At 36.3% G+C, this 24,620-nt stretch carries 21 protein-coding genes and 1 tRNA gene; 11 read left to right on the top strand and 11 right to left on the bottom strand.

Features of this window, described 5'->3' with window-relative positions:
- Positions 1-95 precede the first annotated feature (95 nt).
- Both IEV84_RS13330 and IEV84_RS13335 read right to left on the bottom strand, forming a co-directional pair.
- Positions 96-773, bottom strand: coding sequence for an SDR family NAD(P)-dependent oxidoreductase (locus IEV84_RS13330; RefSeq protein WP_188494766.1), 678 nt, complete (start codon positions 771-773; stop codon positions 96-98).
- A gap of 49 nt (positions 774-822) precedes the next feature.
- The gene (locus tag IEV84_RS13335) at positions 823-1,962 is read right to left on the bottom strand and encodes an acyl-CoA dehydrogenase family protein (protein ID WP_188494767.1); all 1,140 of its coding nucleotides are present in this window, start codon (positions 1,960-1,962) and stop codon (positions 823-825) included.
- Positions 1,963-2,210: 248 nt separating this feature from the next.
- Between IEV84_RS13335 and IEV84_RS13340 the strand changes: the two genes are divergently transcribed.
- The 7 genes from IEV84_RS13340 to IEV84_RS13370 all read left to right on the top strand — a co-directional run bounded on the left by IEV84_RS13340 (position 2,211) and on the right by IEV84_RS13370 (position 7,057).
- Complete coding sequence (locus tag IEV84_RS13340; protein ID WP_188494768.1) at positions 2,211-3,275, top strand: anhydro-N-acetylmuramic acid kinase; 1,065 nt, start codon at positions 2,211-2,213, stop codon at positions 3,273-3,275.
- Between the two features lie 94 nt (positions 3,276-3,369).
- Positions 3,370-4,074: a MotA/TolQ/ExbB proton channel family protein gene (locus IEV84_RS13345; protein ID WP_188494769.1), complete on the top strand. Its 705-nt coding sequence runs from the start codon at positions 3,370-3,372 to the stop codon at positions 4,072-4,074.
- Between the two features lie 2 nt (positions 4,075-4,076).
- Positions 4,077-4,469: an ExbD/TolR family protein gene (locus IEV84_RS13350; RefSeq protein WP_188494770.1), complete on the top strand. Its 393-nt coding sequence runs from the start codon at positions 4,077-4,079 to the stop codon at positions 4,467-4,469.
- 37 nt (positions 4,470-4,506) lie between these two features.
- Entirely contained in the window at positions 4,507-5,304 is a 798-nt protein-coding gene (locus tag IEV84_RS13355) for an energy transducer TonB family protein (protein ID WP_188494771.1), read from the top strand.
- A 59-nt stretch (positions 5,305-5,363) separates the two neighbouring features.
- Complete coding sequence (locus IEV84_RS13360) at positions 5,364-6,596, top strand: bifunctional folylpolyglutamate synthase/dihydrofolate synthase (protein WP_188494772.1); 1,233 nt, start codon at positions 5,364-5,366, stop codon at positions 6,594-6,596.
- An 85-nt stretch (positions 6,597-6,681) separates the two neighbouring features.
- Positions 6,682-6,759, top strand: a tRNA-Val gene (locus IEV84_RS13365).
- 64 nt (positions 6,760-6,823) lie between these two features.
- Positions 6,824-7,057: a GIY-YIG nuclease family protein gene (locus IEV84_RS13370; RefSeq protein ID WP_373282918.1), complete on the top strand. Its 234-nt coding sequence runs from the start codon at positions 6,824-6,826 to the stop codon at positions 7,055-7,057.
- Positions 7,058-7,349: 292 nt separating this feature from the next.
- Here the strand turns inward: IEV84_RS13370 and IEV84_RS13375 are convergent, their stop codons facing one another.
- From IEV84_RS13375 to gldJ, 9 genes are all read right to left on the bottom strand, one after another.
- A complete protein-coding gene (locus IEV84_RS13375; protein WP_188494773.1) occupies positions 7,350-7,676 on the bottom strand; it encodes a hypothetical protein in 327 nt (108 codons plus the stop codon).
- A gap of 20 nt (positions 7,677-7,696) precedes the next feature.
- Positions 7,697-8,047, bottom strand: coding sequence for a heavy metal-binding domain-containing protein (locus tag IEV84_RS13380; RefSeq protein ID WP_188494774.1), 351 nt, complete (start codon positions 8,045-8,047; stop codon positions 7,697-7,699).
- 168 nt (positions 8,048-8,215) lie between these two features.
- Positions 8,216-9,634 (bottom strand): TolC family protein, encoded by a 1,419-nt coding sequence (locus IEV84_RS13385; RefSeq protein WP_188494775.1) that lies wholly within the window; start codon positions 9,632-9,634, stop codon positions 8,216-8,218.
- Positions 9,635-9,698: 64 nt separating this feature from the next.
- Positions 9,699-12,929 carry an efflux RND transporter permease subunit gene (locus tag IEV84_RS13390; RefSeq protein WP_229732690.1) on the bottom strand — a complete coding sequence of 1,077 codons (3,231 nt, stop codon included), beginning with the start codon at positions 12,927-12,929 and terminating at the stop codon, positions 9,699-9,701.
- Between the two features lie 11 nt (positions 12,930-12,940).
- Entirely contained in the window at positions 12,941-14,086 is a 1,146-nt protein-coding gene (locus IEV84_RS13395; protein ID WP_188494776.1) for an efflux RND transporter periplasmic adaptor subunit, read from the bottom strand.
- A 217-nt stretch (positions 14,087-14,303) separates the two neighbouring features.
- Positions 14,304-14,882 (bottom strand): TetR/AcrR family transcriptional regulator, encoded by a 579-nt coding sequence (locus tag IEV84_RS13400; protein ID WP_066329521.1) that lies wholly within the window; start codon positions 14,880-14,882, stop codon positions 14,304-14,306.
- Positions 14,883-14,998: 116 nt separating this feature from the next.
- A complete protein-coding gene (locus IEV84_RS13405) occupies positions 14,999-16,549 on the bottom strand; it encodes a glycerol-3-phosphate dehydrogenase/oxidase (RefSeq protein ID WP_188494777.1) in 1,551 nt (516 codons plus the stop codon).
- Between the two features lie 100 nt (positions 16,550-16,649).
- Complete coding sequence (locus tag IEV84_RS13410; RefSeq protein ID WP_188494778.1) at positions 16,650-17,936, bottom strand: UDP-N-acetylmuramoyl-tripeptide--D-alanyl-D-alanine ligase; 1,287 nt, start codon at positions 17,934-17,936, stop codon at positions 16,650-16,652.
- 64 nt (positions 17,937-18,000) lie between these two features.
- Positions 18,001-19,671, bottom strand: coding sequence for a gliding motility lipoprotein GldJ (gene gldJ, locus IEV84_RS13415; protein WP_188494779.1), 1,671 nt, complete (start codon positions 19,669-19,671; stop codon positions 18,001-18,003).
- Between the two features lie 339 nt (positions 19,672-20,010).
- Here gldJ and porV point away from each other — a divergent pair, with 339 nt between their 5' ends.
- The 4 genes from porV to IEV84_RS13435 all read left to right on the top strand — a co-directional run bounded on the left by porV (position 20,011) and on the right by IEV84_RS13435 (position 24,548).
- A complete protein-coding gene (gene porV / locus IEV84_RS13420; RefSeq protein ID WP_188494780.1) occupies positions 20,011-21,213 on the top strand; it encodes a type IX secretion system outer membrane channel protein PorV in 1,203 nt (400 codons plus the stop codon).
- Between the two features lie 76 nt (positions 21,214-21,289).
- Positions 21,290-21,772, top strand: coding sequence for a cytidine deaminase (gene cdd, locus IEV84_RS13425; RefSeq protein WP_188494781.1), 483 nt, complete (start codon positions 21,290-21,292; stop codon positions 21,770-21,772).
- Positions 21,773-21,916: 144 nt separating this feature from the next.
- The gene (pdhA, locus tag IEV84_RS13430) at positions 21,917-22,915 is read left to right on the top strand and encodes a pyruvate dehydrogenase (acetyl-transferring) E1 component subunit alpha (RefSeq protein ID WP_035659309.1); all 999 of its coding nucleotides are present in this window, start codon (positions 21,917-21,919) and stop codon (positions 22,913-22,915) included.
- Between the two features lie 7 nt (positions 22,916-22,922).
- Positions 22,923-24,548, top strand: a complete 1,626-nt coding sequence (locus IEV84_RS13435) for a dihydrolipoyl dehydrogenase family protein (RefSeq protein WP_188494782.1) — start codon at positions 22,923-22,925, stop codon at positions 24,546-24,548.
- Positions 24,549-24,620 lie beyond the last annotated feature (72 nt).

A 24,620-nucleotide genomic window follows, 5' to 3' on the forward strand; every position in this document is an offset into this window, starting at 1 on the left:
AGTTATAAGTTATGAGTTATAAGTTATGAGTTATGAATTTATGCGCGTATTCTTCATACCTGCAAAAACACCTAACACTTAACTCCTAACTTTCATTATGGATTAGTAGTTGAAACCTGCAACACTTTTCCGTTGAAATATTTATTCCCGTTTAATGTAAAATCAAAAATATAATTAGCCATGCCTTCCGCCGAAATTGGCGCCTGATATCCCGGGAAAGCTTCCTGAAGCATCTCGGTTTGTACAGCTCCCAAAGCCAAAACATTAAAAGCAATACCACGTTCTTTATATTCTTCGGCTAATAATTCCGAAAGGGTAATTACAGCTCCTTTACTCGAACTGTAAGCTGCTAATCCGGCAAATTTTAAACTGCCTTGTACTCCTCCCATCGAACTGATGGTTACCACATGGCTTCCTTTTTGTAAAAACGGAATACAAATACGAGTCAAATTAGCTACTCCAAAAACATTTACTTTATATACATTTTCAAAATCAGCCTGAGTCAAAGTTTCAAATGGTTTACAAATTAAACTTCCTGCATTGTGAACCACAGCGTCTACTTGTCTCCAACTCGAGTTTAAAAAACTTTCCACTTTTTCTAATTCCGATTCATTGGCTAAATCAACCGAAAGACAGCTGATATTTTCATGATTGATTAACTCCTGAGGTGTTTTTCTCGAAATAGCCAAAACCTGATGTCCTGCATTAGCAAATTGCAAAGCCAACTCAAATCCGATTCCTCTACTGGTTCCTGTGATAATAATTTTCTTCATGTCACAAAAATAAACAAAAGCTTTAAAATAGCGATTGTCAATATTTAGATTAAGAAGTTAATGTTCTCGAAATTACAATTCGCTGAATTTCTGAGGTTCCTTCATAAATTTGGGTAATTTTAGCATCGCGCATCATGCGTTCTACATGGTATTCGGCTACATAACCATTTCCTCCGTGAATTTGAACCGCCTCAACCGTAACATCCATAGCAGTTTGAGAAGCAAATAATTTAGCCATCGCCCCGGATTGAGTAATATCCATTCCCGCATCTTTTTCTGAAGCAGCTTTTAAACACAGCATTTTAGCAGCCATAATTTGGGTAGCCATATCGGCTAATTTAAAAGCAATAGCCTGATGTTGGAAAATCTCTTTCCCGAAAGATTGTCGCACATGAGAATATTTTAATGCCAATTCGTAAGCTCCTGTGGCAATACCTAAAGCCTGAGAAGCAATTCCTATACGTCCGCCATTAAGCACCGCCATAGCAAAATGAAACCCAAAACCATCTTCCCCTATTCTGTTTTCTTTTGGCACTTTTACGTCATTAAATTGTAACGAATGCGTATCAGAACCGCGAATTCCCATTTTCTTTTCTTTGGGACCAATTTCAAAACCAGCCCAGCCTTTTTCCACAATAAAAGCATTGATTCCTTTGTGCCCTTTTTCGGGATGTGTTTGCGCCATTACAATATAAGTCGATGCCGAAGAACCATTGGTAATCCAATTTTTTGTTCCGTTTAACAAATAATAATCACCCTTATCGATGGCTGTTGTTTTTTGCGAAGTAGCATCAGAACCCGCATTGGGTTCCGAAAGACAAAAAGCACCAATGATATCCCCTTTTGCTAATGGTACTAAGTATTTCTGTTTTTGTTCTTCATTACAATATTTCTCTAATCCGGCGCAAACCAAAGAATTATTCACTGACATAATCACCGCCGATGAAGCATCGACTTTTGCAATTTCACTAAGCACTAAAACATAAGAAACATTGTCCATACCCGAACCTCCATATTTAGGATCGACCATCATTCCCAGAAAACCCAATTCGGCCATTTTTTTAACCTGCTCCGTTGGAAATTTAGAAAATTCATCTCTCTCTATCACTCCTGGCAATAATTCTGTTTGGGCAAAATCTCTTGCCGCCTGCTGAATCATTTTTTGTTCTTCGGTCAAATTGAAATCCATAATAATGTTTTTAATTTAAATTTAATCAAGTAGATCATTCTTCTAACCTTCTGTCACACTGAGCTTGTCGAAGTGTTTGTTACTATCTAAAATAAAGTCTTCGACAGGCTCAGACTGACATAAAAAATAGTTCAAAATTCTACACACAATCTTCGCTTATTGTTTTTGTGTTTTCTAAATTTACTTACTTTTATTCAAAAAAAGCCATTTCGGCTTTTAATATTTTAATCCTTTCGCATTTTCAATACATGGAAAAAGAAACTTACAATGTAATTGGCGTCATGTCAGGAACTTCACTTGACGGAGTTGATTTGGCTCACATCCAGTTCGAAATAAAAAACAACCAATGGGCATTTACTATTCTGGAATGCGAAACGGTTCCTTACAGCACGGATTGGGTAAACCAATTAAAATTAGCAGTGGATTTTTCGAAAGAAAATCTCGGAATTTTGAATAAAAACTACACCCAGCTTCTTTCTACGATAATTGTCAATTTCATTGATAAATACCAAATAAAAAATCTTGACGCCGTTTGCTCACATGGTCATACCATTTTGCACCAACCCCAAAACGGATTCACGCTTCAAATAGGCAATCTTCCTGAAATTGCTGCTTTAACACAACAAAAAGTAGTTTGCGATTTTAGGGTTGAAGATGTTCAATTCGGCGGACAAGGCGCTCCATTGGTGCCTATTGGTGACCGGATTTTATTTTCAGAATACGATTATTGCATGAATCTGGGTGGTTTTTCTAATGTTTCATTCGAAGAAAACAACAAAAGAATCGCTTTTGATATTTCGCCGGTAAACACCGTTTTGAATTTCTATGCCGATCAGTTGGGGCTAAACTATGACGATAAAGGAAAAATTTCGAGTATGGGAAAAATCCACACGGAATTATTAAGCAAACTCAATGCTCTGGACTTTTACCAACAATCACATCCTAAATCATTAGGATTTGAATTTGTAAAAGAAACTGTTTTGCCACTTATGGAAAGCTACAAAATCTCTGTTGAAAACAAACTAAGAACATTTACCGAACATATTGCCGTCCAAACCGCTTTAGCCTTACCCAAGAAAAAAGGGCATTTATTGATTAGTGGCGGAGGTGCTTATAATGATTTTCTTATTTTTTGCATTCAAAATCAGCTGCCTAAAATGACCGTTATTATTCCCGAAAAGAAAATTCTGGAATTTAAGGAAGCTTTAATCTTTGCTTTACTCGGAGTACTGAAATTAAGAGATGAAGTCAATGTTTTAAGCAGTGTAACCGGAGCAAAGAGCGATCATAGCGCCGGATTGATTTATATTTAACTCCCAAAAGAGACATTATTTTGTTTCAAATTTTATCCAATAGAATCGCAATTTTTATAATATCTTAGCGTTTCAATAACAAAGAAAAAAATTTATGAGTATATTGTTACAAGCAGATACCCTATCTGTTGCAGGTGAAAATTTAGCCGAAGCGGTTCCAGTTGAAAAAACCTTATCTATTATTGAACTCCTAACCAGCGGAGGACTAGCAGGTCAATCCATTATGATTGCTTTGTTTTTGATGCTTTTTGTAGCTTTATATCTTTATTTTGAACGCTTAATGGCTATTAATGCGGCTTCAAAAATAGATATGAATTTTATGGGACTTGTAAAAGACAACATCAAAAACGGACGTATTGATAACGCCAAAATGGCTTGTGCCCATTCACAATCTCCCGTTGCCAGATTGATTGAAAAAGGAATTTCCAGAATTGGAAAGCCATTAGAAGATATCGATACTGCTATTGAAAATGCAGGGAAATTAGAAATTTACAAACTGGAAAAAAACGTCAGCATGCTCGCTACCATCTCCGGAGCCGGACCTATGACCGGTTTTTTAGGTACTGTTGTGGGAATGATTCAGGCATTTCATAAAATGGCAACTGCCGGCGGACAAATTGAAGTAGGCGCACTTTCCGAAGGAATTTATACCGCTATGACCACTACTGTTGTTGGGCTTGTAATTGGCATTATCGCTTATGTAGGTTACAATCACTTAGTTGTAAAAACAGACAAAATTGTTCATCAAATGGAAGCCAATGCGGTTGACTTTTTAGACTTATTAAACGACCCAGCCTAATTATGAATTTAAGAGGACGAAATAAAGTTACTGCCGAATTTAACATGTCATCCATGACAGACATTGTGTTCCTGTTATTGATTTTCTTTATGCTAACTTCAACCATGGTAACCACTAACGCACTGGATTTAGTATTACCAAAAGCAAAAGGAAAAACAGACAGCAACAAAAACATAGCAGTAAGTATCAATAAAAAACTGGAGGTTTTTATTGACAAAGAAGCTGTTCCTGAAAGTGAACTGGAATCTAAACTAATAACATTAGTTGCCAATGACGAAAACAAAGCCATTATCCTAAGAGCAGAAGAAGGTGTTCCTATCGAAAAAGCAGTTAACGTTTTAGACATTGCAAACAGAAACCAAATTAAAGTGGTTCTGGCAGTAAGACCTAAATAATCCAGGTACTGAATTTCAAAAAACAGACTTATTCTACATGAAATATTTAGAAACAAAAGAAGAAAAAAAATCATTTGTTATCACAACTCTCATTTTTGTGATACTCTTTATTTTGTTCTTATATCTAGGACTTACTTCTTTAGACCCTCCTCCCGAAAACGGAATTGTTATTAATTTTGGTACAACTGAATTTGGAAATGGAAACATCCAACCCACCGAAGCCATTCAATCAGCACCAAAAACTACCGCTGCAAAACAAGCCGCCGCAAGCAATGACGATGTTTTATCTCAAGATATTGAAGAAGCTGTTGTCATGAAAGAAGCAAAAAAAATCCGCACTGTAAAAGAGGCAGCAAAAGAGGAAGTTAAAGAAAAACCTAAAGAAAACCCCAGACCATCTAAAAGTACAACAGACGCTATATCAAACTTAATCAATGGCCCAAAATCAGATGGAAAAGCTAAAGGAGGCGAAGGCAATGATAATCAGCCTGGAGATAAAGGAACCTTAAACGGTAATCCTTATGCAAATACTTATTATGGCTCCGGAAGCGGAAGCGGTACAGGAAGCGGCTGGGGATTAAACGGAAGAAAAATTAGCAGCCGGGGAAAAGAAGTTCAAAAATGCAACGAATTTGGTACTGTTGTAGTTCAAATTACGGTAAACAGAAACGGAAATGTTATTGCTGCCAAATACACAAAGGGAACCACCAACACCAATCCCTGTTTGATTGAACCGGCATTGGCTACAGCCAGAAAATACAAATGGCAACCCGACGCAAATGCTCCTGAAACCCAAATAGGTTTTATAACTGTCAATTTTAAATTAGGAGAATAATCATAACTAGAAATAACAAAAACTCAAGTATCTTTGAGTTTTTATTATTTACAGACATCATGAATTATCAAGAAACTACAGCCTGGATGTTCAAGCAACTTCCAATGTACCAGCTACAGGGAGCTTCTGCTTACAAAAAAGATTTAACTAACACGCATCTGCTAATCAATCATCTTGGTAATCCTCATACTAATTTAAAATGTATTCATGTAGCCGGAACAAATGGAAAAGGCTCCACTTCGCACATGCTGGCCTCGATTCTGAGTGAAGCAGGCTACAAAACAGGACTTTATACTTCACCACATTTAAAAGATTACAGAGAGCGCATTAAAATCATTGGTCCCGACACTTCGGGAGAAATCACCGAAGAATTCGTCTGTGAATTCATCAACTCCAATAAAGCCTTTTTTGAAAGCAATGATATTAGCTTTTTTGAAATGAGCGTTGGATTAGCTTTCGATTATTTTGCGAAAGAAAAAGTAGATATTGCTATCATCGAAGTGGGAATGGGCGGCCGACTTGATGCTACAAACATTATCACTCCGTTAGTTTCTGTAATAACGAATATCGGATTCGACCATGTACAGTTTCTGGGGAACACTATAGAATCAATAGCTTTTGAAAAAGCAGGAATCATCAAAGCTGAAATTCCAGTAGTCATTGGCGAATATACCCCTGAAACAAAAGCCGTTTTTGAAACAAAAGCAAAAGAAACCAATTCCGAAATCTACTTTGCCTCCGATTTAATTACCGTAAATCTTCCTTCGGATTTAATTGGCGACTATCAAAAACACAATAAAAAGACCGTTCTGCAAACCATTAAAGTTCTTAATGAACAAACGGATTTTAACATTAGCAAAAACCATATTGAATCAGGCTTATTAAATGTGGTACAAAACACAAGACTTTTGGGAAGATGGCAGCAATTAGGAATAGCTCCAAAAATCATTTGTGACACTGCCCACAACAAAAACGGACTAGAAATTGTTTTAAACCAAATCAAAAACGAAAAATTCGAACAATTGCATATTGTTTTAGGAGTAGTAAATGACAAAGATTTAGACGAAGTCCTGCCTTTATTCCCTAAAAACGCTATTTATTATTTTTGCAAACCCAATATTCCAAGAGGACTTGACGCATTAGCCTTAAAAGAAAAAGCGGCTCAACACGATTTAAAAGGACCAATACTACACTCTGTTACAGAAGCTTATAAAAAAGCAAAGGAATCTGCCGGTTCTAACGACTTCATATACGTGGGTGGAAGCACTTTTGTAGTTGCAGAAATTTTATAATTTTTTTCATTTTTTGCTTGCACATCTAAAAAAGCGTTGTATATTTGCACTCGCAATCACGAAATGATAGCAACCTAATAAAACAGGGCGATTAGCTCAGCTGGTTCAGAGCACCTCGTTTACACCGAGGGGGTCGGGGGTTCGAACCCCTCATCGCCCACCAAAAAACTCCTTAAGCAATTAAGGAGTTTTTTTTATTTGAAATATTCATTAGCTTTATTGTTTATATTTTATTTAGCGAAAGTAAAAATAGATTTTACATTGGATTCACTTCTAATTTAGAAGAAAGAATTATTCGTCATAATCAAAAGAGCAAAGGTTTTACCGGAAATACAAATGACTGGAAAATCGTTTATACTGAAAACTACGAAACAAAGGAACTTGCTCATAAAAGAGAACTACAAATTAAATCCTGGAAAAGCAGAATTAAAATTCAAGAATTAATTAAACACAAAGATTAGCTCAGTCGGTTCAGAGCATTCCGATTTCATCGGAAGTGGTCGGGGGTTCGAACCCCTCATCGCCCACCAAAAAACCCCTTAAGCAATTAAGGAGTTTTTTTATATCAATTTTTAAATATCTTTATTGCTCAATTGTAAACCAACAATCTTTTAAATCACTACTTAATTTATTTAAGAGAACACAAAATGAGATCAATCGGAAATCCTAAAACCTGTGAATTAGCAAAAAAAAAGTTTTCCAAAATTGTTTATGGAAAACCTCTTTTTTAAAGTCAAAATAATGTTCCAGATTTCAATTATATTTTACAGCTACTCCCGAAATACCAGTCCTTTGTGTAAAAGAATTTAATTTAGTCATCTTACAGTATATAATTGCGTCTGCTCCAATTTTAGAAGCTTTCTTTTTTAATAATTTCTCTGCAGAAATAGAACTTCCTGCTGCATCAACAGCGATACTACCTAACACTATATATTCTTTATTGATATCATTTGAAAATAATTTAATGTTTTCTATAGATGTTGGAGTACTTTTTATAGATGTATCCTGTGCATAATAGGCCGAAATCGAACAACTACTAAGGGTTATTGATAAAACTAATGCTGATATTATATTTTTCATCTTAATATTTATTTAGTAGTTTATTTTATTTTCACAGCTGTTCCGGTAGCCTTAACAGAATTAGACCAATATCCCATTCCTATTTCTAACCTTAAATCAATTATAGCATCAGCTCCAAGTAATGCGGCTTCTTTTTTTAATAAATCAACAGATATTTTAGCATTCTCGCCCGCATCTGCACTAGCAATTACTTGTCCTAATACATCAAATTTTACGTTTTGATTAGGTTTTGTAGAATAAACCAAAATTTTTTCTGAATCAGTTTTAGGAAGATTACTAGCAGTAACATCTTCAGTATGTAAATGCCCAACCGATGAGCAACTTACAAGAAATAGTGATGGAATGATCCATTTTAGCACTTGTTTTTTCATTTTTAGAATTTTAAAAACACTTATTTTTCGCACAAAAATAACTAATTTTTGATTTTAATTGCAATGTTTTTTATTGATTTTTTTTACAATTCGATAATTCTAAAAAAGAAAAAACGCTGCAAAACCGAAGTCCTACAGCGTCATCCAAATAAATAATTAAAAAGGGTATTATCTCCAACCGCCGCCCAATGAGCGATACAACTCAGTATTAGCAGCCAGTTGTTCTCTTTTAAGGTTTGCCAGTTCTAATTCGCTTTGTAACAAATTAGCCTGAGCTGTTATCACTTCAAGGTATTCTGCCATTCCGTTTTTGAATAACAAATTGGCATTTCTAATAGCCTGTTGCAATGTTTTTACACGCTGCTGAAGAAAAGTTTGCTGTTGCTCTAATTTTTCCACTTTTACCAAAGCATCAGACACTTCGCTAACAGCAACCAACACCGTTTGTCTGAAAGCCAGAACGGCTTTTTCTCTTTCAGCTTTAGCAATATTATATTGTGTTCTCACTTTTTTACTGTTCAGTAAAGGCTGCGTTAAACCTCCAAGAGCAGTCCCAAAAAGGGAAGCCGGAATATTGAACCAACTGCTGGTTTCGAATGCATTCAATCCGCCTTGCGCTGTGATTCTTAATGCAGGATACAAATCGGCTTTTGTGATTCCCACATTTGCATTGGCAACTTTCAAAGCCAATTCGGCACTTTTTACATCCGGTCTTCGACTTACCAATGAAGACGGAATTCCGATTGAATTATTATTTTTTAATTCTATAGCACTAAGAGCAATACTTCTTTTTTTGGCATTCGGAAACGAACCTGTCAAAACACTCAAAGCATTTTCCTGAATCGCAATATTTTGTTCCAATAAAGGAACCAATTGCGAAGCAGTTAATTTCTGTGCTTCCGATTGCTGAACAGCTAACGAAGAAACCTGTCCAGAATCATATTTTAATTTGATGATATTGGTTGTACTGTCATTTAACTGTACATTCTTCTTAGCGATTTCCAATTGTGCATCCAACATCAAGAGATTGTAATATCCTTTAGAAACATTAGCTACAATATTTGTCTGCAATGCTTTTTTCACTTCTTCCGACTGAAGATAATTCGCGAAAGCGCCTTTTTTCTGGCTTTTGATTTTCCCCCAGATATCCGCTTCCCAGGAAAGAGAAACTCCGGCAGAATAATCCTCAATATGCTGTATTCCTAATGCCTGATTCAGGTTCATTCCTGTAAAACTATTTTCAGATGGACGGTTGATGCTCGCATTTACAAATAAATTAGCCTGCGGCACATTTCCCCATTTTGATTGTGAGAATCGATATTGTGCAATTTCAATGTTTTTTGTTGCAATCTGCAAATCATTATTTCTTGTCACAGCACTATCGATTAGCTGAACAATATCTTTCTCTGCAAAGAAATTTTTCCACTCCAAATCACCAATACTTGTAGTGTCTTTTGAAACTGATGCATTCCTGAAATTTTCAGGAAATGCATCTTTAGGGGTTTCAATATCCTTCGAAACTTTACAGGATATTATGGTGCTGATCAAAATGGCGACCATCACAATTTTGGTTATATACTTTTTCATTTATACTTATCATAATTAATTTTCTGAACAATTGTCTTTTCTGTCATCAAGATCTTTTGACACTTTATAAGACAGGTACGTTATGCTGATGATGATTGTTATCAGAATTGTTGTGATATAATTTTCCATTTTTATTTTCTTGATTATGAATTACAGCCAGTGGTTTTCCGCTAACTTTTTCCTGTAAATATTGGAATACGATGAATAATACCGGAATGATAAACAAACCTAAAATTACTCCCGAAACCATTCCTCCGGCGGCACCAATACTAATCGAATGGTTACCCTGAGCCGATGGACCTTTGGCACTCATCATCGGAATTAATCCAACAACAAAAGCCAGTGACGTCATAATAATTGGACGCAAACGCAATTTGGCAGCATCAATGGACGCTTTAACTAATGCCTGACCTGATTTTCTTTTTTGCACTGCAAACTCCACAATCAGAATCGCATTTTTAGCCAGTAATCCAATAAGCATTACTAAGGCAACCTGTACATAAATATTGTTTTCGATTCCTGTTAAACCGATTGCTGCAAATACTCCAAAAATTCCGGTTGGGATTGATAAAATTACCGCCAAAGGCAAAATGTAACTCTCATATTGGGCTGCAAGCAGGAAGTAAATGAATATCAAACACAACAAGAAAATTGTCGCCGATTGTCCTCCAGAAGAAATCTCCTCACGGGTTTGTCCTGAAAACTCATAACTATAGCCGGAAGGCAGTTGTTGAGCCGCAACTTCTTCAATTGCTTTAATGGCATCTCCCGAACTAAATCCCGGTTTTGGAATGGCATTAATCGAAATAGAATTAAACAGGTTGTATCTCGAAGCGGTTTCAGAACCATAAATTCGACTTAGTTTTACCAAAGTATTTATCGGAACCATTTCGCCATTTTTGTTTTTCACAAAAATTCTGTCAATCGATGATGGATCAGCTCTGTCTTCTACATCAGCTTGAACAACTACTCTGTAATATTTTCCAAATCGGTTAAAATCAGATGCCTGCGCACTACCAAAATAAGCTTGCATTGTCTGCAGAATATCTTTTACTTTCACTCCCAATTGATCAGCTTTTTCGTCATTGATATCTAGTTGCAATTGTGGATAATCAGCTTTGAAAGAGGTAAAAGCTACAGCTATTTCAGGGCGTTTCATTAATGCTCCGATGAACTCCTGTGAAATCCCACTAAACTTATCCAGTTTTCCTCCGGTTTTATCCTGTAATACTAAATCCAGAGCTTCCACATTACTAAAACCCGGTACAGTTGGGAAACTAAACACGAAGAAACTTCCGCCAGAAATTGAGCCTAGCTTTCCACGAACCTGATTCATGATTTCGTCGATATTCTTAACTTCTCCACGCTCTTCATTGGGTTTCAATAATACGAAAACTACTGCCGAAGACGGGCTTGTCGAATTAGTCAATAAGTTAAAACCTGAAATAGCGGTTACAAATCGGGAAGCGTCCAGAGCTTTCAAAGTATTTTCAGCCTCAGTCATCACTTGTTGTGTTCTGTCCAAAGATGTTCCCGAAGGAGTATTTACCGCAATTGCAATAAATCCCTGATCCTCTGTTGGGATAAATCCGGCAGGTGTTGTCTTAACCATTAAAATAGTAACTGCAGTAATTAGAGCCAAACCTCCTAAACTCAACCATTTTTTTCTGATTAAAAATTTCAATCCGCCAACATAACGGTTGGTTAATGAATCAAAGCTGCTATTGAAAGCTGTAAAGAATTTTTCTTTAAATCCTTTTTTCTCATAAGGAATATCGTGTCCATGAGCTGTATGATTGTCTTTCAAAAACAAGGCTGCAAGAGCCGGACTTAGTGTTAAAGCATTTACTGCCGAAATCACAATTGCAATTGCCATTGTAAAAGCAAACTGACGGTAGAAAACTCCCGTTGATCCTTCCATAAAACCAACCGGAAGAAATACAGCAGCCATTACCAATGTAATCGAGATAATTGCACCCGTTATTTCATGCATTGCCTCGTGAGTCGCAATTTTTGGTGACAGACGTTTGTGCTCCATCTTAGCATGTACGGCTTCGACCACTACAATGGCGTCATCGACCACGATACCAATCGCCAGAATTAAAGCGAAAAGCGTTAAAAGGTTAATTGAGAATCCAAACAATTGCATAAAGAAAAACGTTCCTAAAATTGCAACTGGAACCGCAATAGCCGGGATTAATGTAGATCTAAAATCCTGAAGGAAGATAAACACAACAATGAATACAAGGATAAAAGCTTCCAATAAAGTATGTTCAACCTGTTCGATAGATTGGTCTAAAGAGACTTTTGTACTATAGAAAATATTGTGTTTGATACCTTTTGGAAAATCTTTAGAAGCCTTTTCCATCATTTTATTGATCGCAATCTGAATATCATTCGAATTAGAACCGGCTAATTGAATAACTCCAATTACAATTCCTTTTTTACCATTCAAACGAGTTAAACTGTTATAGGAGTAAGCTCCCAATTCCACTCTTGCCACATCTTTTAATCTTAGAATAGAACCATCAGCATTAGAACGAATAGCTATATTTTGATAATCTTCCGGCTTGGTAAGTTTACCTTTGTATTTGATAACATATTCAAAAACTTCTTTACTTCTTTCACCAAATTTTCCTGGAGCTGCTTCTAAACTTTTATCCTGAATAGCAGCCATCACTTCGTTTGGCGTTACATTATGCGTTGACATTTGTGTCGGATTCAGCCAAACACGCATTGAGTAATCTTTTACACCACCAAAAATACTGGCAGCACCTACTCCCGGAATACGTTTGATTTCAGGAATGATGTTAATTTGAGCATAATTGGCAACAAAAGTCTGGTCATATTTGGACTCATCATCGGTGTACATACCAATGGCCATGATGAAAGAATTTTGCTGTTTGGCAGTGATAACACCTTGTTGAACTACTTCAGCGGGTAATTGACTGGTAGCCTGAGCAACTCTGTTCTGAACGTTAACAGCTGCCTGATCAGCATCAGTGCCTAATTTAAAGAAAACTGTAATGGCTAAAGTACCGTCGTTACTGGCAGTTGAGCTCATGTAAGTCATGTTTTCTACACCATTGATAGATTCTTCCAGCGATGGCGCTACCGAACGTAAAACCGTTTCGGCATTAGCTCCCGGATAAACCGCCGTTACCAAAACCGATGGAGGTGCAATATCCGGAAACTGTTGTAAAGGCAGCTTTGTCAATCCCAGTACACCTAATATCACCAGTAAAATGGAGATAACGGTTGCCAGTACGGGTCTTTGTATAAATATTTTGAACATTTTTGCGTAAATTATTTTTTATTAATTAGTTGAGCAATCTTAGTATCAGTTGATTTCTCAGGCTGAATCAGCTGTCCTTCCTGAAGTTTATCGATACCGCTTAATACAATTTGGTCACCCGATTTTACCCCATCTTTAATCAGATAGTTAGTCCCACTTTTTCCAACAACAGTAATTGGCATTTTAGTCACCTTATTTTCTTTGTTTACAGTAAACACAAACACTTTATCCTGCATTTCTACTGTAGCCGATTGAGGAACTAAAATAGCATCGTCGTGCTCCAGTCCTAAACGGATTCTCCCTGTATTTCCGGAGCGTAAAGTTCCGTTTGCATTAGGAAAAGTAGCCCTTAAAGTAATTGCACCGGTCGTTTTATCAAACTGACCATCGACCATATCGATTTTTCCGGTTTGCGGATAAGCATTATTATCAGCTAATATTAAAGAAACCGGAGGCAGGTTTTTGATTTTAGCTCCAATGCTGTTTCCTGCATATTGCGATTTAAAGTTGATAAAATCGGTTTCGCTCAAAGAGAAATAAGCATAAACCTCATGAACATCCGAAAGCGTAGTCAAAGGTTCAACATCGGTTGCCGCAACTAAACTTCCCTGTTTTTTAGGCAATCTCCCAATGTAACCACTTACCGGAGCAGTAACATTAGTATAACTTAAATTGATTTTAGCCGATGCCACCATTGCTTTTGCCTGTTCGATATTGGCAGCGGCAATTTTTTTAGTAGCCTTAGCTGTTTTTAACTGATAATCAGAAACTACTTTGTTTTGTACCAATGGAGTCAGTTTGTCAACTTCTAATTGGGCGTTGATTAGTGCCGCTTCTGCCGCATGAAGATTGGCAAGAGCATTGTTTAACTGCTCACGAAAAGGACGTTCGTTTATTTTAAACAAAGTTTGTCCTTTGCTCACATAAGCGCCTTCGTCTACTAAAACGCGGTCCAGGTTTCCACTTATCTGCGGACGGATTTCTACATCTACCGTTCCTTGTATTGAAGCTGGATATTCTGCATCAGTGGTCGTATTTTCAGTTGTTATTGCTGCAACTGGAAGTTTTGGCGCTGGCGGTGCAGCCGGCGCGGCATTTTTATCAGCACAGCTAATAAAAAATATAGCGATTAAGCTTAAAAGAGTAACTTTTTTCATAATTGGAATTGGATTTAATTGAATCTTGGATATTGAGTTTGTTTTTGGAATAAACGTTTCAGAATTCATACTGTTTGTTATTAAGATTAAAGTTTTTTTGTGCAATATCAATTCTGGAATAAACGTTTCAGAATCAATGCTGTAATTTAAAAATTAGGTATGCGTATTATTATTGTTTTCTGAAATAAACGTTCCAGAATTTAACTAAAAAAAAACGTTATTTAAAGATATTTTTTATCAGAAACTCTGACATTTTTTTGATTTTGATAGGATTTCCATGAAGGATATAGGCTTGTTTCCAACCCGTAAAAGAAGTTGCAATATATTCAGCCATAATTGCTGCATCTTCTGAATTATCCATTTCACCATCATCCATTGCTTTTTGAACTATTGTAGTCATGTATTCAATGAAAACTTCATTTTGTTTGCTCATTAAATTTCTGACCGTACAATCATCCGGAGCAATTTCAAAAATTGTTTTGATGCCCAAACATCCTTTTTCACAGGAAACAATCCAGGCAGCTTTATCAGTAATAACTTTAATTAATGCTTGCTTAGCCGATGTTTCTTTAGCGACTTTTTCTTTCAATTCACACATGGCCTGATCAAAATAGTTGCCAATACACTTCATGAATAATTGGTGTTTGTCGCCAATGGTGTTGTATAAACTACTTCTGTTGATCTGCATGGCATCCACAAGGTCTTGCATAGAAGTAGCATTATATCCTTTTTCCCAAAAGACATTCATTGCTTTTTCTATTTTTTCGACTTCGTTAAATTCTACACAGCGAGCCATCAGAGTTAATTTTACTCTGCAAATGTAAAACTTATTTTTGGAACAAGCGTTCCAGAATTGAATATTTTTTTCAATTTTTTGAAAAAAGGACAAAACAAACAGTATAACCAATTGATTTACAGTGAATAAATATGAGATACTTTTTGAAAGGAAGCAATTTGTTCCTGTTCCCAATCCTTATTTTCTCTCAGTAAAAGAGCCATTATTCCCACAACAATTGGAGCTGCTTCCATTGCCGATTTCGCATCCAGAAAAAGCAAACGAATTCTTCTGGCCAAGACATCTTCAACGGTTAAAGCCATTTCGTTTTTTACAGTCCAAACCACTTCTGCTTTTGTATAAGGATAATCAGGATGAATTTTTTCAGATAAAGAATTATCATCAGCAATTATTTGTTCTATCAAATAAGCATCAGAACCATAAATAGCTAAATGAGAATTGATTTTTTCCTTCGAATAACCATGAATCTTTAAGTGTCTTGATTTGCATCGAACAGATTTCAAATCGGAAAGCTGTATAGCTTTATTAATGGTTTGTTCGGCCATTTTTCTATAAGTAGTCCACTTGCCACCTGTAACATCAACTAAACCAGACGGAAGCACTTTAATACTATGTTCTCTTGACAACAAAGCTGTTTTTTTCTCTGTAGCTGTTTTTACCAACGGGCGTAAACCCACAAAAACACTATTTACATCAGCATAACCAATTTGATGTTTGGAGTATTTATTAAAATGATTAATAATAAAATGAATTTCCTCCTCTAAAGGTTTTGGTTCTAAAACCACTTCTTTAACAGGAGTATCAGTAGTTCCCAACAAAACTTTATCATGCCAGGGAATTACAAACAAAACCCTGCCATCAGAAGTTTTAGGAATCAGCATAGCGGATAAACCTTTAAAATAAGACTTATTCAATACCAGATGAATCCCTTGGGAAGGCGCAATTGTTACCTCAGCATGTCCTTCTAATTTTTGTAATAAAGTATCAGCAAATACCCCGGTAGCATTTATAACAACTTTTGATTTGATAACATATTCCTGATTTGATAATTCGTCTTTAGCTTTTAAACCAATGATTTTATCTTCTTTTTTTATAAAATCAGTAAGCCCACAGTAATTCAAAACCAAAGCTCCGTGTTCAATTGCGGTTTGAGCCAAATTGATTGCCAATCGACTATCATCAAACTGCCCATCATAGTACAAAATTCCTCCTTTCAAGTTGGTCGTATCCAAATCGGGTAAATGCTTTAAAGTCTCATTCTTAGAAAGTGTTTTTGTTTTTCCCAAACTAAATTTAGCCGACAAAAATTCGTAAATCCACAAACCAAAGCCATAATAGCATTTGTCCCACCATTTATAAACCGGCACAACAAAACCTAATTTATGACAAACATGCGGTGCATTTCGCAACATCCTACCACGTTCCAACAAAGCTTCACGAACCAAATGAATATTTCCCTGAGCCAAATACCGCACTCCGCCATGAACTAATTTTGTAGATCTGCTGGAAGTTCCTTTGGCAAAATCATATTTTTCCAAAAGCAAGGTTTTATAGCCACGACTAGCTGCATCAACAGCACAACCAAGTCCGGTAGCACCTCCACCAATGATTACAATATCAAATTCGGGATTTTCACGAAGTAGATTTAATTTTTCTTCTCTATTCATTAAAAAAAACTTTAGAGTTGCAGCTGTATTTTACAACCACAAATCTAAAGTTAATTTATTATTATCGGATTATTCTTTTTTGAGTCTAAAAAAGAACAAATTATTTTATAAAATCCAAAGTACGCTCTAAAGCCATGCCTCGGGAGCCTTTTATTAATATGGTATTATTTTCAAAATTTACATCTTTTAAATCAGCCGAAAAAGAATCGAAACTATCATAAAAATGAAAATTCTTTTTAGCAACTTGGCAATCATAAAATGACTTTCCAACAAAATAACATCTTACATTATCTTCTTTCACTAATGAATTCACCAAAGCTTCATGCTCCTTATGGCTTTCGTCTCCTAGCTCAAACATATCACCTAAAATCATTATTTTATTCGACTTTTCAAGCTGTAGAAAATTAGCTATCGCAACCGCCATACTGCTCGGATTAGCATTATAAGCATCTAAAATAATTTCGTTACTACCCTTGGTCAACAATTGCGATCTGTTATTTTCAGGAATATAACTTTCTAATGCTGCTTTTATCGCTTCGTTTCCTACTTCAAAAAACTGTCCAATAGTCAAGGCTGCATTTACATTATTGGCATTATATAAACCTATCAAATGCGTTTTAATTTCAATGGAATCAAATCGAACTTCCACAAAAGGATTGGCTTTAATTTCTGAAATCACAACATCGGCGTTTTTCTTATTAACACCAAAAGAATAATGTTTTAAAGCTTTTGATTTTTCAAGCTGAATGGCATCTTCAAGGTTTATAAAAGCCATTTTGTTATTCTTGGCAAGATACTGATACATTTCACTTTTCCCTTGAATAACACCTTCAACTCCTCCAAAACCTTCTAAATGCGCTTTCCCAAAATTAGTAATATAACCATAATCAGGCTGCGCAATTTCACAAAGAAACTCAATTTCTTTTTTGTGATTGGCACCCATTTCAACAATTCCTATTTCGGTATTTTTATCAAAAGACAACAAAGTCAAAGGCACGCCAATATGATTATTCAAATTCCCAACGGTAGCTTTAGTTTTGTATTTTTTAGCCAAAACGACATTAATCAACTCCTTGGTAGTTGTTTTTCCATTACTTCCGGTAAGCGCAACTATAGGCAATTTTAAATAATTCCTATGAAACTTTGCCAATTCCTGCAAAGCCACTAAACTGTCCTCTACTAAAACTGTTCTCTCATCAATATAATAAGCTTCATTGTCAATAATCACATAAGAAGCACCTTTTTCCAAGGCTTCTTTTGCAAAAGTATTCGCATCAAAACGATCCCCTTTTATAGCGACAAATAGTGACTTCTCCTGAATTTTTCGGGTATCTATTGAAACTCCGCTACATTTTAAAAATAAACTATGAATGTAATTGATATCCATATAAAAATGATTTAAAAAATAAAAGCCCTAATCAAAGGGCTTTTATTTATTTTATTTTAAAAAATTAATTTCTTGGTGTTTTTCTTTTATCCGACTTAGAACCTACTCTTGACATCGCACATCTAAATCCAATATAATCAGTAGCCATATCCTGAGGGAAGTACCTTCTTTGTGCAGGATCTAACCAATATGCTCTGTCTCTCCAGGAACCTCCTTTATAAACTCTGATTTTATCGTTTATCAAAGTAGTTCTTTTACTTGATCTGTCGTACTTTCTGATCATTTTACCCAAACTGTCAGTAGTAACATTGTGCACAGGAGAATTATACATCTTGGCAATATTCTTTTCTTTTTCTCCATCTGCTTCAGAAGCACCAAAATTATAATACTTAGAAGATTGCTTATCACCATCTCGGTACCCAATATTGTTACTCTTATCAAAATTTTGCCTCAAATAAGTTTCTTGTTCATCAACAGGAACACGGGCAATTTGCCCCGGAAAATTTCTTGCCATCAGCTTACCGGTACTAAGCGTATCGTATTTCATGTTTTCTCTGGTAACAATTTCTACTTTTCCATCGGCACCAATTTTATTTTTGGTGTACATATTTCCTCTGAAATAGTTAAAATCGTTTGCTTCATTATCAATAATAGGTCGGTAAACATCGGCTACCCACTCCGCTACGTTACCTGCCATATCATACAATCCAAAGTCATTTGCAGGATACGATTTAACAGCATTAGTAATATCAGCTCCATCATCAGACCAACCTGCTATTCCGCCATAATCACCATTTCCTTGTTTGAAATTGGCTAATTGATCTCCTCTGCTTTGTCTTTTTCCCGAACGGGTATATTCACCAGACCAAGGATATTTCTTTTGTCCTTTATAAATATTGTATTCTCTTTGACCTACATCGGCAGCAGCAGCATATTCCCACTCCGCCTCTGTTGGCAGTCTGTACTCCGGCATAATAATTCCTGAAGAACGCTGAGCATATACATTTTTTTGCTCCTGAACACTTCCGTCTTTCGATTTAACAGCTCTTCCTTTGGCTCTTTTTAAAACAATTTCTTCACTTCCTCCACGAGCAGTTGATGGCGATGCCAAATAAGCCTCTGTACTAAAAGCATTATCGGCAGTTACATCATCCGTCTTGGCATTTTTCTTCAAATACCCGTTTTTCTCTAAAATTGCTTCATTAACACGTTCTGTTCTCCAATTAGCAAAATCAACAGCCTGAATCCAGTTTACCCCTACAACAGGATAATCAGCATAAGCAGGATGTCTCAAATAATTATTGGTCATGGTCTCGTTGTAACCCAAACGGTTTCTCCACACAAGAGTATCAGGAACAACACCATTATACACATCTTTATAATTTTCGTCATCAGGAGAAAAAACATTCTTAACCCAATCCAAATATTCTAAATACATAAAATTTGTCACCTCAGTCTCATCCATATAAAAAGACTGAACGTGCTGCTGAGTAGGTGTATTATTCCAATCATGCATGACATCATCCTGCACTTTACCCATTGTAAACGTTCCTCCTTCAACAAAAACTAAACCCGGACCGGCTTCTTGTTTTTTGGCTGCTGTCTTATTATCTACATTCCAACCTGTTGCTCTCGAAGCACTTTTAGAACTCGATTTCTTACTACAACTAGCAAAACCTAAAGCTACTATCACTGACAACATCAAGCGAAAAACTGTAATTTTATCTACTTTCATATTCTTTTACTGTGGTACTATTTATGCGTCGCAATATAATAATTAACGATTAACCTGCAATGTTATTTTAAAAATTATAATCGCTTCTTTACTCAAAATAAACGCAAATTTATACTATTTATTATTTATTCACATACTTAATGCTTATTTTTTACTCTTTTGGTTTTCACATTAAATATATCACACAAACAAACACAATATTATCTAAAAACAGTAGTTATAATTATTTACAAAACCTAAAAGCAAAAAACCGATAATTTATCTTGCAAACTAAAAACGAAAAACTTGCAACTTTTTAATAAAACACTATATTTGTTCTACTTAATTACCCACTAACCAATGAAAAAAACAATACTCTTAACTCTTTCTTTGTTTTCTGTCTCTCTGACACAAGCCCAACAAAGACCCATCACGGTAGCAGTACCCTTTTTATCGGTTACTGCTGATGCCAGAGCTGCCGGTATGGCCGATATAGGAGTTGCTACTTCTGCAGATGCCTTTTCACAGCAATGGAATCCGGCAAAATATGCTTTTGCAATAGACAAACAAGGAGTTAGCGGAAGCTACACACCATATCTTACCGGTTTAGCCAATGATATTTCATTAGGTCAATTCACCTATTACAATAAAATCTCCGATCGAAGCGCCTTTGCAGGAAGCATTCGCTATTTTGGTTTTGGTGATATCGAATTAAGAAGAACAGGCGAACCGGACGAAGCATTTGTGACAGTTGCTCCTAATGAATTTGCCTTTGATGGTTCTTATTCATTAAAACTAAGCGAAAAATTCTCAATGGCTGTTGGAGCCCGATACATACACTCCAACCTGAAAGTTGCTACTGATAATAATGATGCTACTGCGGCCAGCTCCTTTGCAATTGACATTGCCGGATTTTACCAATCAGAAGAAATAGCCTACAACAGCTTTAACGGAAGATGGAGAGCCGGATTTAACATTCAGAATTTAGGACCAAAAATCAGCTATGACAATGACGAAATCAGCTCTAACTTTTTACCGGCCAATTTAAAATTAGGAACAGGATTTGATTTTATCTTAGATGATTACAATAAATTAGGATTAAATGTCGAACTCAACAAATTACTTGTCCCTACACCAAAAGTAGGATTCGATAACAATACCGGAACTTACACTGGTTCGGATATGAATGGAGACGGGACGGTAGATAGTAACGACTACGCATTAGCCAATAACGAATACAGAAGAACAGGATGGTTTTCGGGAGCTTTTAAATCTTTAGGCGATGCACCGGATGGATTTAGCGAAGAACTCAAGGAAGTTATTTATTCTGTAGGTGCTGAATATTCTTATCAGGATGCCTTTGCCATGCGCATGGGATACCATCATGAAAACGTAAGCAAAAGCGGATTACGATATTTTTCTCTCGGAGCAGGTTTTAAATACACTTCATTAAAAATTGATTTATCCTATTTATTTTCAGCTTCTAAAATACCAAATCCTCTGGAAAACACATTGCGTTTTTCACTAACGCTTAATTTTGGAGACAAATACGAACAATATTAATATTCGACAAAAACACCATATCAAAAAATCCAAATTTCTATCTGATGAAATTTGGATTTTTTTTACCTCAATAAAAATGGAAGAAATTATTATCACTAGCAAATTCATTGCTTACAACACCATAGAAGAATTACCCGTTGAAATCCAGGATCTTTTTAAACAAGCAACAGCAGCCCAAAAAAACGCTTACGCTCCTTATTCGAAATTCAGAGTCGGGGTAGCGCTTACTTTGGATAATGGAAAAATTATTCTGGGTACTAATCAGGAAAACGCCGCCTACCCATCAGGCCTTTGCGCCGAAAGAGTTGCTCTTTTTCAGGCTGCCTCTAACTTCCCGGAATCAAAAATTTTAAAAATGGTTATCACAGCCACATCTGAAAATTCCAATAGCAATCTGCCAATTCCGCCATGTGGTGCATGCAGACAATCTATAGCTGAATACGAGATCAAACAAGACAGTCCGATTGAAATTTATTTCATGGGAGAAATAGGCAGGATTTACAAATCGGAATCTTTAAAAAACTTACTCCCTTTAATATTTAACAAAAAACTGCTCTAATAAACCTAAAAATTAGCTTTATAATTTTAGTTCTTAATTGGAATGTCCTATTTTTGCATTTCGCAAATTCGACCTTATAAAATCAATTTGTGAAAAAGTACTAATTGACAACACAATAAAAACTTTAGTAAAAGAACACTTGAGATGAAAGAAGTTACAAAAGAAGTATATTTAAAGTGGTATGAAGACATGCTGCTTTGGAGAAAGTTTGAGGATAAACTGGCTGCATTATACATACAACAAAAAGTTAGAGGTTTTCTACATTTATATAATGGTCAGGAAGCTGTACTTGCAGGAGCATTGCATGCGATGGATTTAACCAAAGACAAAATGATTACTGCTTACAGAAACCACGTTCAGCCAATTGGTATGGGTGTTGACCCAAGACGCGTAATGGCTGAGTTACTTGGTAAAGCTACAGGAACTTCTAAAGGTATGGGTGGATCCATGCACATTTTCTCAAAAGAGCACCGTTTTTACGGTGGACACGGTATCGTTGGAGGTCAAATTCCAGTAGGTGCTGGTTTAGCTTTTGGAGATAAATACTTCAATACAGGAGGAGTTACAATGACCTATTTTGGTGATGGTGCTGCTCGTCAGGGATCTTTACACGAAGCTTTCAACATGGCTATGTTATGGAAACTGCCTGTTGTTTTTATTGTAGAAAACAATGGTTACGCTATGGGAACTTCAGTAGAAAGAACAGCTAATCATACCGATATCTGGAAATTAGGTTTAGGATACGAAATGCCTTGCGGACCGGTTGACGGAATGAATCCTGTAAAAGTTGCCGAAGCAATGCACGAAGCTATCGAAAGAGCCCGTCGTGGAGACGGACCAACTTTCTTAGAAATGAAAACATACCGTTACAGAGGACACTCTATGTCTGATGCTCAATTATACCGTTCTAAAGAAGAAGTAGAAGAGTACAAAAAAATAGACCCTATCACTCAGGTATTGGACATCATTAAAGATAAAAAATACGCTACTGATGCTGAAATCGAAGCTATCGACGAAAGAGTAAAAAATCTTGTTCAGGAATGTGTTGATTTTGCTGAATCATCTCCATACCCTGAATTAGAGCAATTATACGACGTAGTTTACGCACAAGAAGATTATCCATTTACACCTCATAAACTATAAAAATATTATGGCGATAAAAGTAACAATGCCTCGTTTGAGTGATACTATGACGGAAGGAACGGTAGCAACTTGGCTTAAAAAAGTAGGAGACAAAATTAGCGAAGGAGATATCCTTGCTGAAATTGAAACTGACAAAGCAACGATGGAATTCGAGTCTTTCAACGAAGGAACACTTTTACATATTGGAATTCCGGAAGGAGAAACTGCTCCGGTAGATTCATTATTAGCAATTATCGGTAACGAAGGAGAAGATATTTCTGCTTTACTTTCAGGAGATGCTGCTCCGGCTGCAGCTGCTGAAGTTAAAGAAGAAGCCGCTGCGCCTGCTCCGGCTGCTGCTAAACCAGCCGCTTCATTGCCAGCTGGTGTTATTGTTGTAACTATGCCTCGTTTGAGCGATACTATGACAGAAGGAACTGTAGCTACCTGGTTGAAAAAAGTAGGTGACGCTGTTGCTGAAGGTGACATTCTTGCTGAAATCGAGACAGACAAAGCAACAATGGAATTCGAATCTTTCAACGAAGGAACATTATTATATATCGGAATCCAGGAAGGAAACACAGCTCCGGTTGATAGTTTGTTAGCTATCATCGGACCTGCAGGAACTGACATCAGCGGAATTGCTGACGGTTTCATTGCCGGTGCTGCTCCTCAGGCTGCTCCTGCTGCTGAAGAAACAAAAGCTGCTCCTGCTGCTGTAGCTGCCGCTCCGGTTGCTCAGGAAGCTCCTGCTGACGGAAAAAGAATCTTAGCTTCTCCATTAGCTAAGAAAATTGCTTCTGACAAAGGAATCCAATTAACTCAGGTTAAAGGTTCAGGTGAAAACGGACGTATCGTAAAAAGCGATATCGAAAACTTCTCTCCTGCTGCTACCGCTCCACAAACTACACCTGCTGCTAAAACAGAAACTGCTGCTGCACCAGCTGTAAAACCTTATGTTCCGGCTGGACAAATTGCTACTGAAGAAATCAAAAATTCGCAAATGCGTAAAATCATTGCGAAACGTTTATCAGAATCTTTATTCACTGCGCCTCATTACAACTTAGTAATTGAAGTGTCTATGGATGAGGCAATGAAATCAAGAGCGACTATCAACACAGTTCCTGATACAAAAGTATCTTTCAACGATATGGTAATTAAAGCTTCTGCTTTAGCTTTGAAAAAACACCCAAAAATCAACTCACAATGGTCTGCTGATGCAATAACTATTAACTACCATGTAAATATTGGTGTAGCTGTTGCTGTTGAAGACGGATTAGTTGTTCCTGTATTACCTTTTACTGATGGCATGAGTTTATCTCAAATTGGTGCTAGCGTAAGAGATTTGGCTGGAAGAGCTAAAAGCAAAAAATTATTACCTTCAGAAATGGAAGGAAGTACTTTTACTATTTCTAACCTTGGAATGTTTGGTATTACTGAATTCAATTCAATTATCAACCAACCTAACTCAGCTATTCTTTCAGTAGGAGCTATCGTTGAGAAACCAGTGGTTAAAAACGGACAAATTGTTGTTGGAAACACAATGATGTTATCTCTTGCTTGTGACCACCGTACTATCGATGGAGCAACCGGAGCTCAGTTCTTACAAACATTAAAACAATACATTGAAAACCCAGTGACTATGCTTGCATAATTACTGATTCAGTATAAAACTAAAACCCGTCTTGTTTAAAACTTGACGGGTTTTTTATTAAAAGAATATCTT

The sequence above is a fragment of the Flavobacterium palustre genome (assembly GCF_014639535.1).
In the GTDB taxonomy this organism is placed as follows: Bacteria; Bacteroidota; Bacteroidia; order Flavobacteriales; family Flavobacteriaceae; genus Flavobacterium; species Flavobacterium palustre.

Bases quoted from the DNA above. Each gene is read 5' to 3' on its own strand.
- IEV84_RS13330 (WP_188494766.1), bottom strand. From the start codon at position 773: ATGAAGAAAATTATTATCACAGGAACCAGTAGAGGAATCGGATTTGAG.
- IEV84_RS13335 (WP_188494767.1), bottom strand. From the start codon at position 1,962: ATGGATTTCAATTTGACCGAAGAACAAAAAATGATTCAGCAGGCGGCA.
- IEV84_RS13340 (WP_188494768.1), top strand. From the start codon at position 2,211: ATGGAAAAAGAAACTTACAATGTAATTGGCGTCATGTCAGGAACTTCA.
- IEV84_RS13345 (WP_188494769.1), top strand. From the start codon at position 3,370: ATGAGTATATTGTTACAAGCAGATACCCTATCTGTTGCAGGTGAAAAT.
- IEV84_RS13350 (WP_188494770.1), top strand. From the start codon at position 4,077: ATGAATTTAAGAGGACGAAATAAAGTTACTGCCGAATTTAACATGTCA.
- IEV84_RS13355 (WP_188494771.1), top strand. From the start codon at position 4,507: ATGAAATATTTAGAAACAAAAGAAGAAAAAAAATCATTTGTTATCACA.
- IEV84_RS13360 (WP_188494772.1), top strand. From the start codon at position 5,364: ATGAATTATCAAGAAACTACAGCCTGGATGTTCAAGCAACTTCCAATG.
- IEV84_RS13375 (WP_188494773.1), bottom strand. From the start codon at position 7,676: ATGAAAAATATAATATCAGCATTAGTTTTATCAATAACCCTTAGTAGT.
- IEV84_RS13380 (WP_188494774.1), bottom strand. From the start codon at position 8,047: ATGAAAAAACAAGTGCTAAAATGGATCATTCCATCACTATTTCTTGTA.
- IEV84_RS13385 (WP_188494775.1), bottom strand. From the start codon at position 9,634: ATGAAAAAGTATATAACCAAAATTGTGATGGTCGCCATTTTGATCAGC.
- IEV84_RS13390 (WP_229732690.1), bottom strand. From the start codon at position 12,929: ATGTTCAAAATATTTATACAAAGACCCGTACTGGCAACCGTTATCTCC.
- IEV84_RS13395 (WP_188494776.1), bottom strand. From the start codon at position 14,086: ATGAAAAAAGTTACTCTTTTAAGCTTAATCGCTATATTTTTTATTAGC.
- IEV84_RS13400 (WP_066329521.1), bottom strand. From the start codon at position 14,882: ATGGCTCGCTGTGTAGAATTTAACGAAGTCGAAAAAATAGAAAAAGCA.
- IEV84_RS13405 (WP_188494777.1), bottom strand. From the start codon at position 16,549: ATGAATAGAGAAGAAAAATTAAATCTACTTCGTGAAAATCCCGAATTT.
- IEV84_RS13410 (WP_188494778.1), bottom strand. From the start codon at position 17,936: ATGGATATCAATTACATTCATAGTTTATTTTTAAAATGTAGCGGAGTT.
- gldJ (WP_188494779.1), bottom strand. From the start codon at position 19,671: ATGAAAGTAGATAAAATTACAGTTTTTCGCTTGATGTTGTCAGTGATA.
- porV (WP_188494780.1), top strand. From the start codon at position 20,011: ATGAAAAAAACAATACTCTTAACTCTTTCTTTGTTTTCTGTCTCTCTG.
- cdd (WP_188494781.1), top strand. From the start codon at position 21,290: ATGGAAGAAATTATTATCACTAGCAAATTCATTGCTTACAACACCATA.
- pdhA (WP_035659309.1), top strand. From the start codon at position 21,917: ATGAAAGAAGTTACAAAAGAAGTATATTTAAAGTGGTATGAAGACATG.
- IEV84_RS13435 (WP_188494782.1), top strand. From the start codon at position 22,923: ATGGCGATAAAAGTAACAATGCCTCGTTTGAGTGATACTATGACGGAA.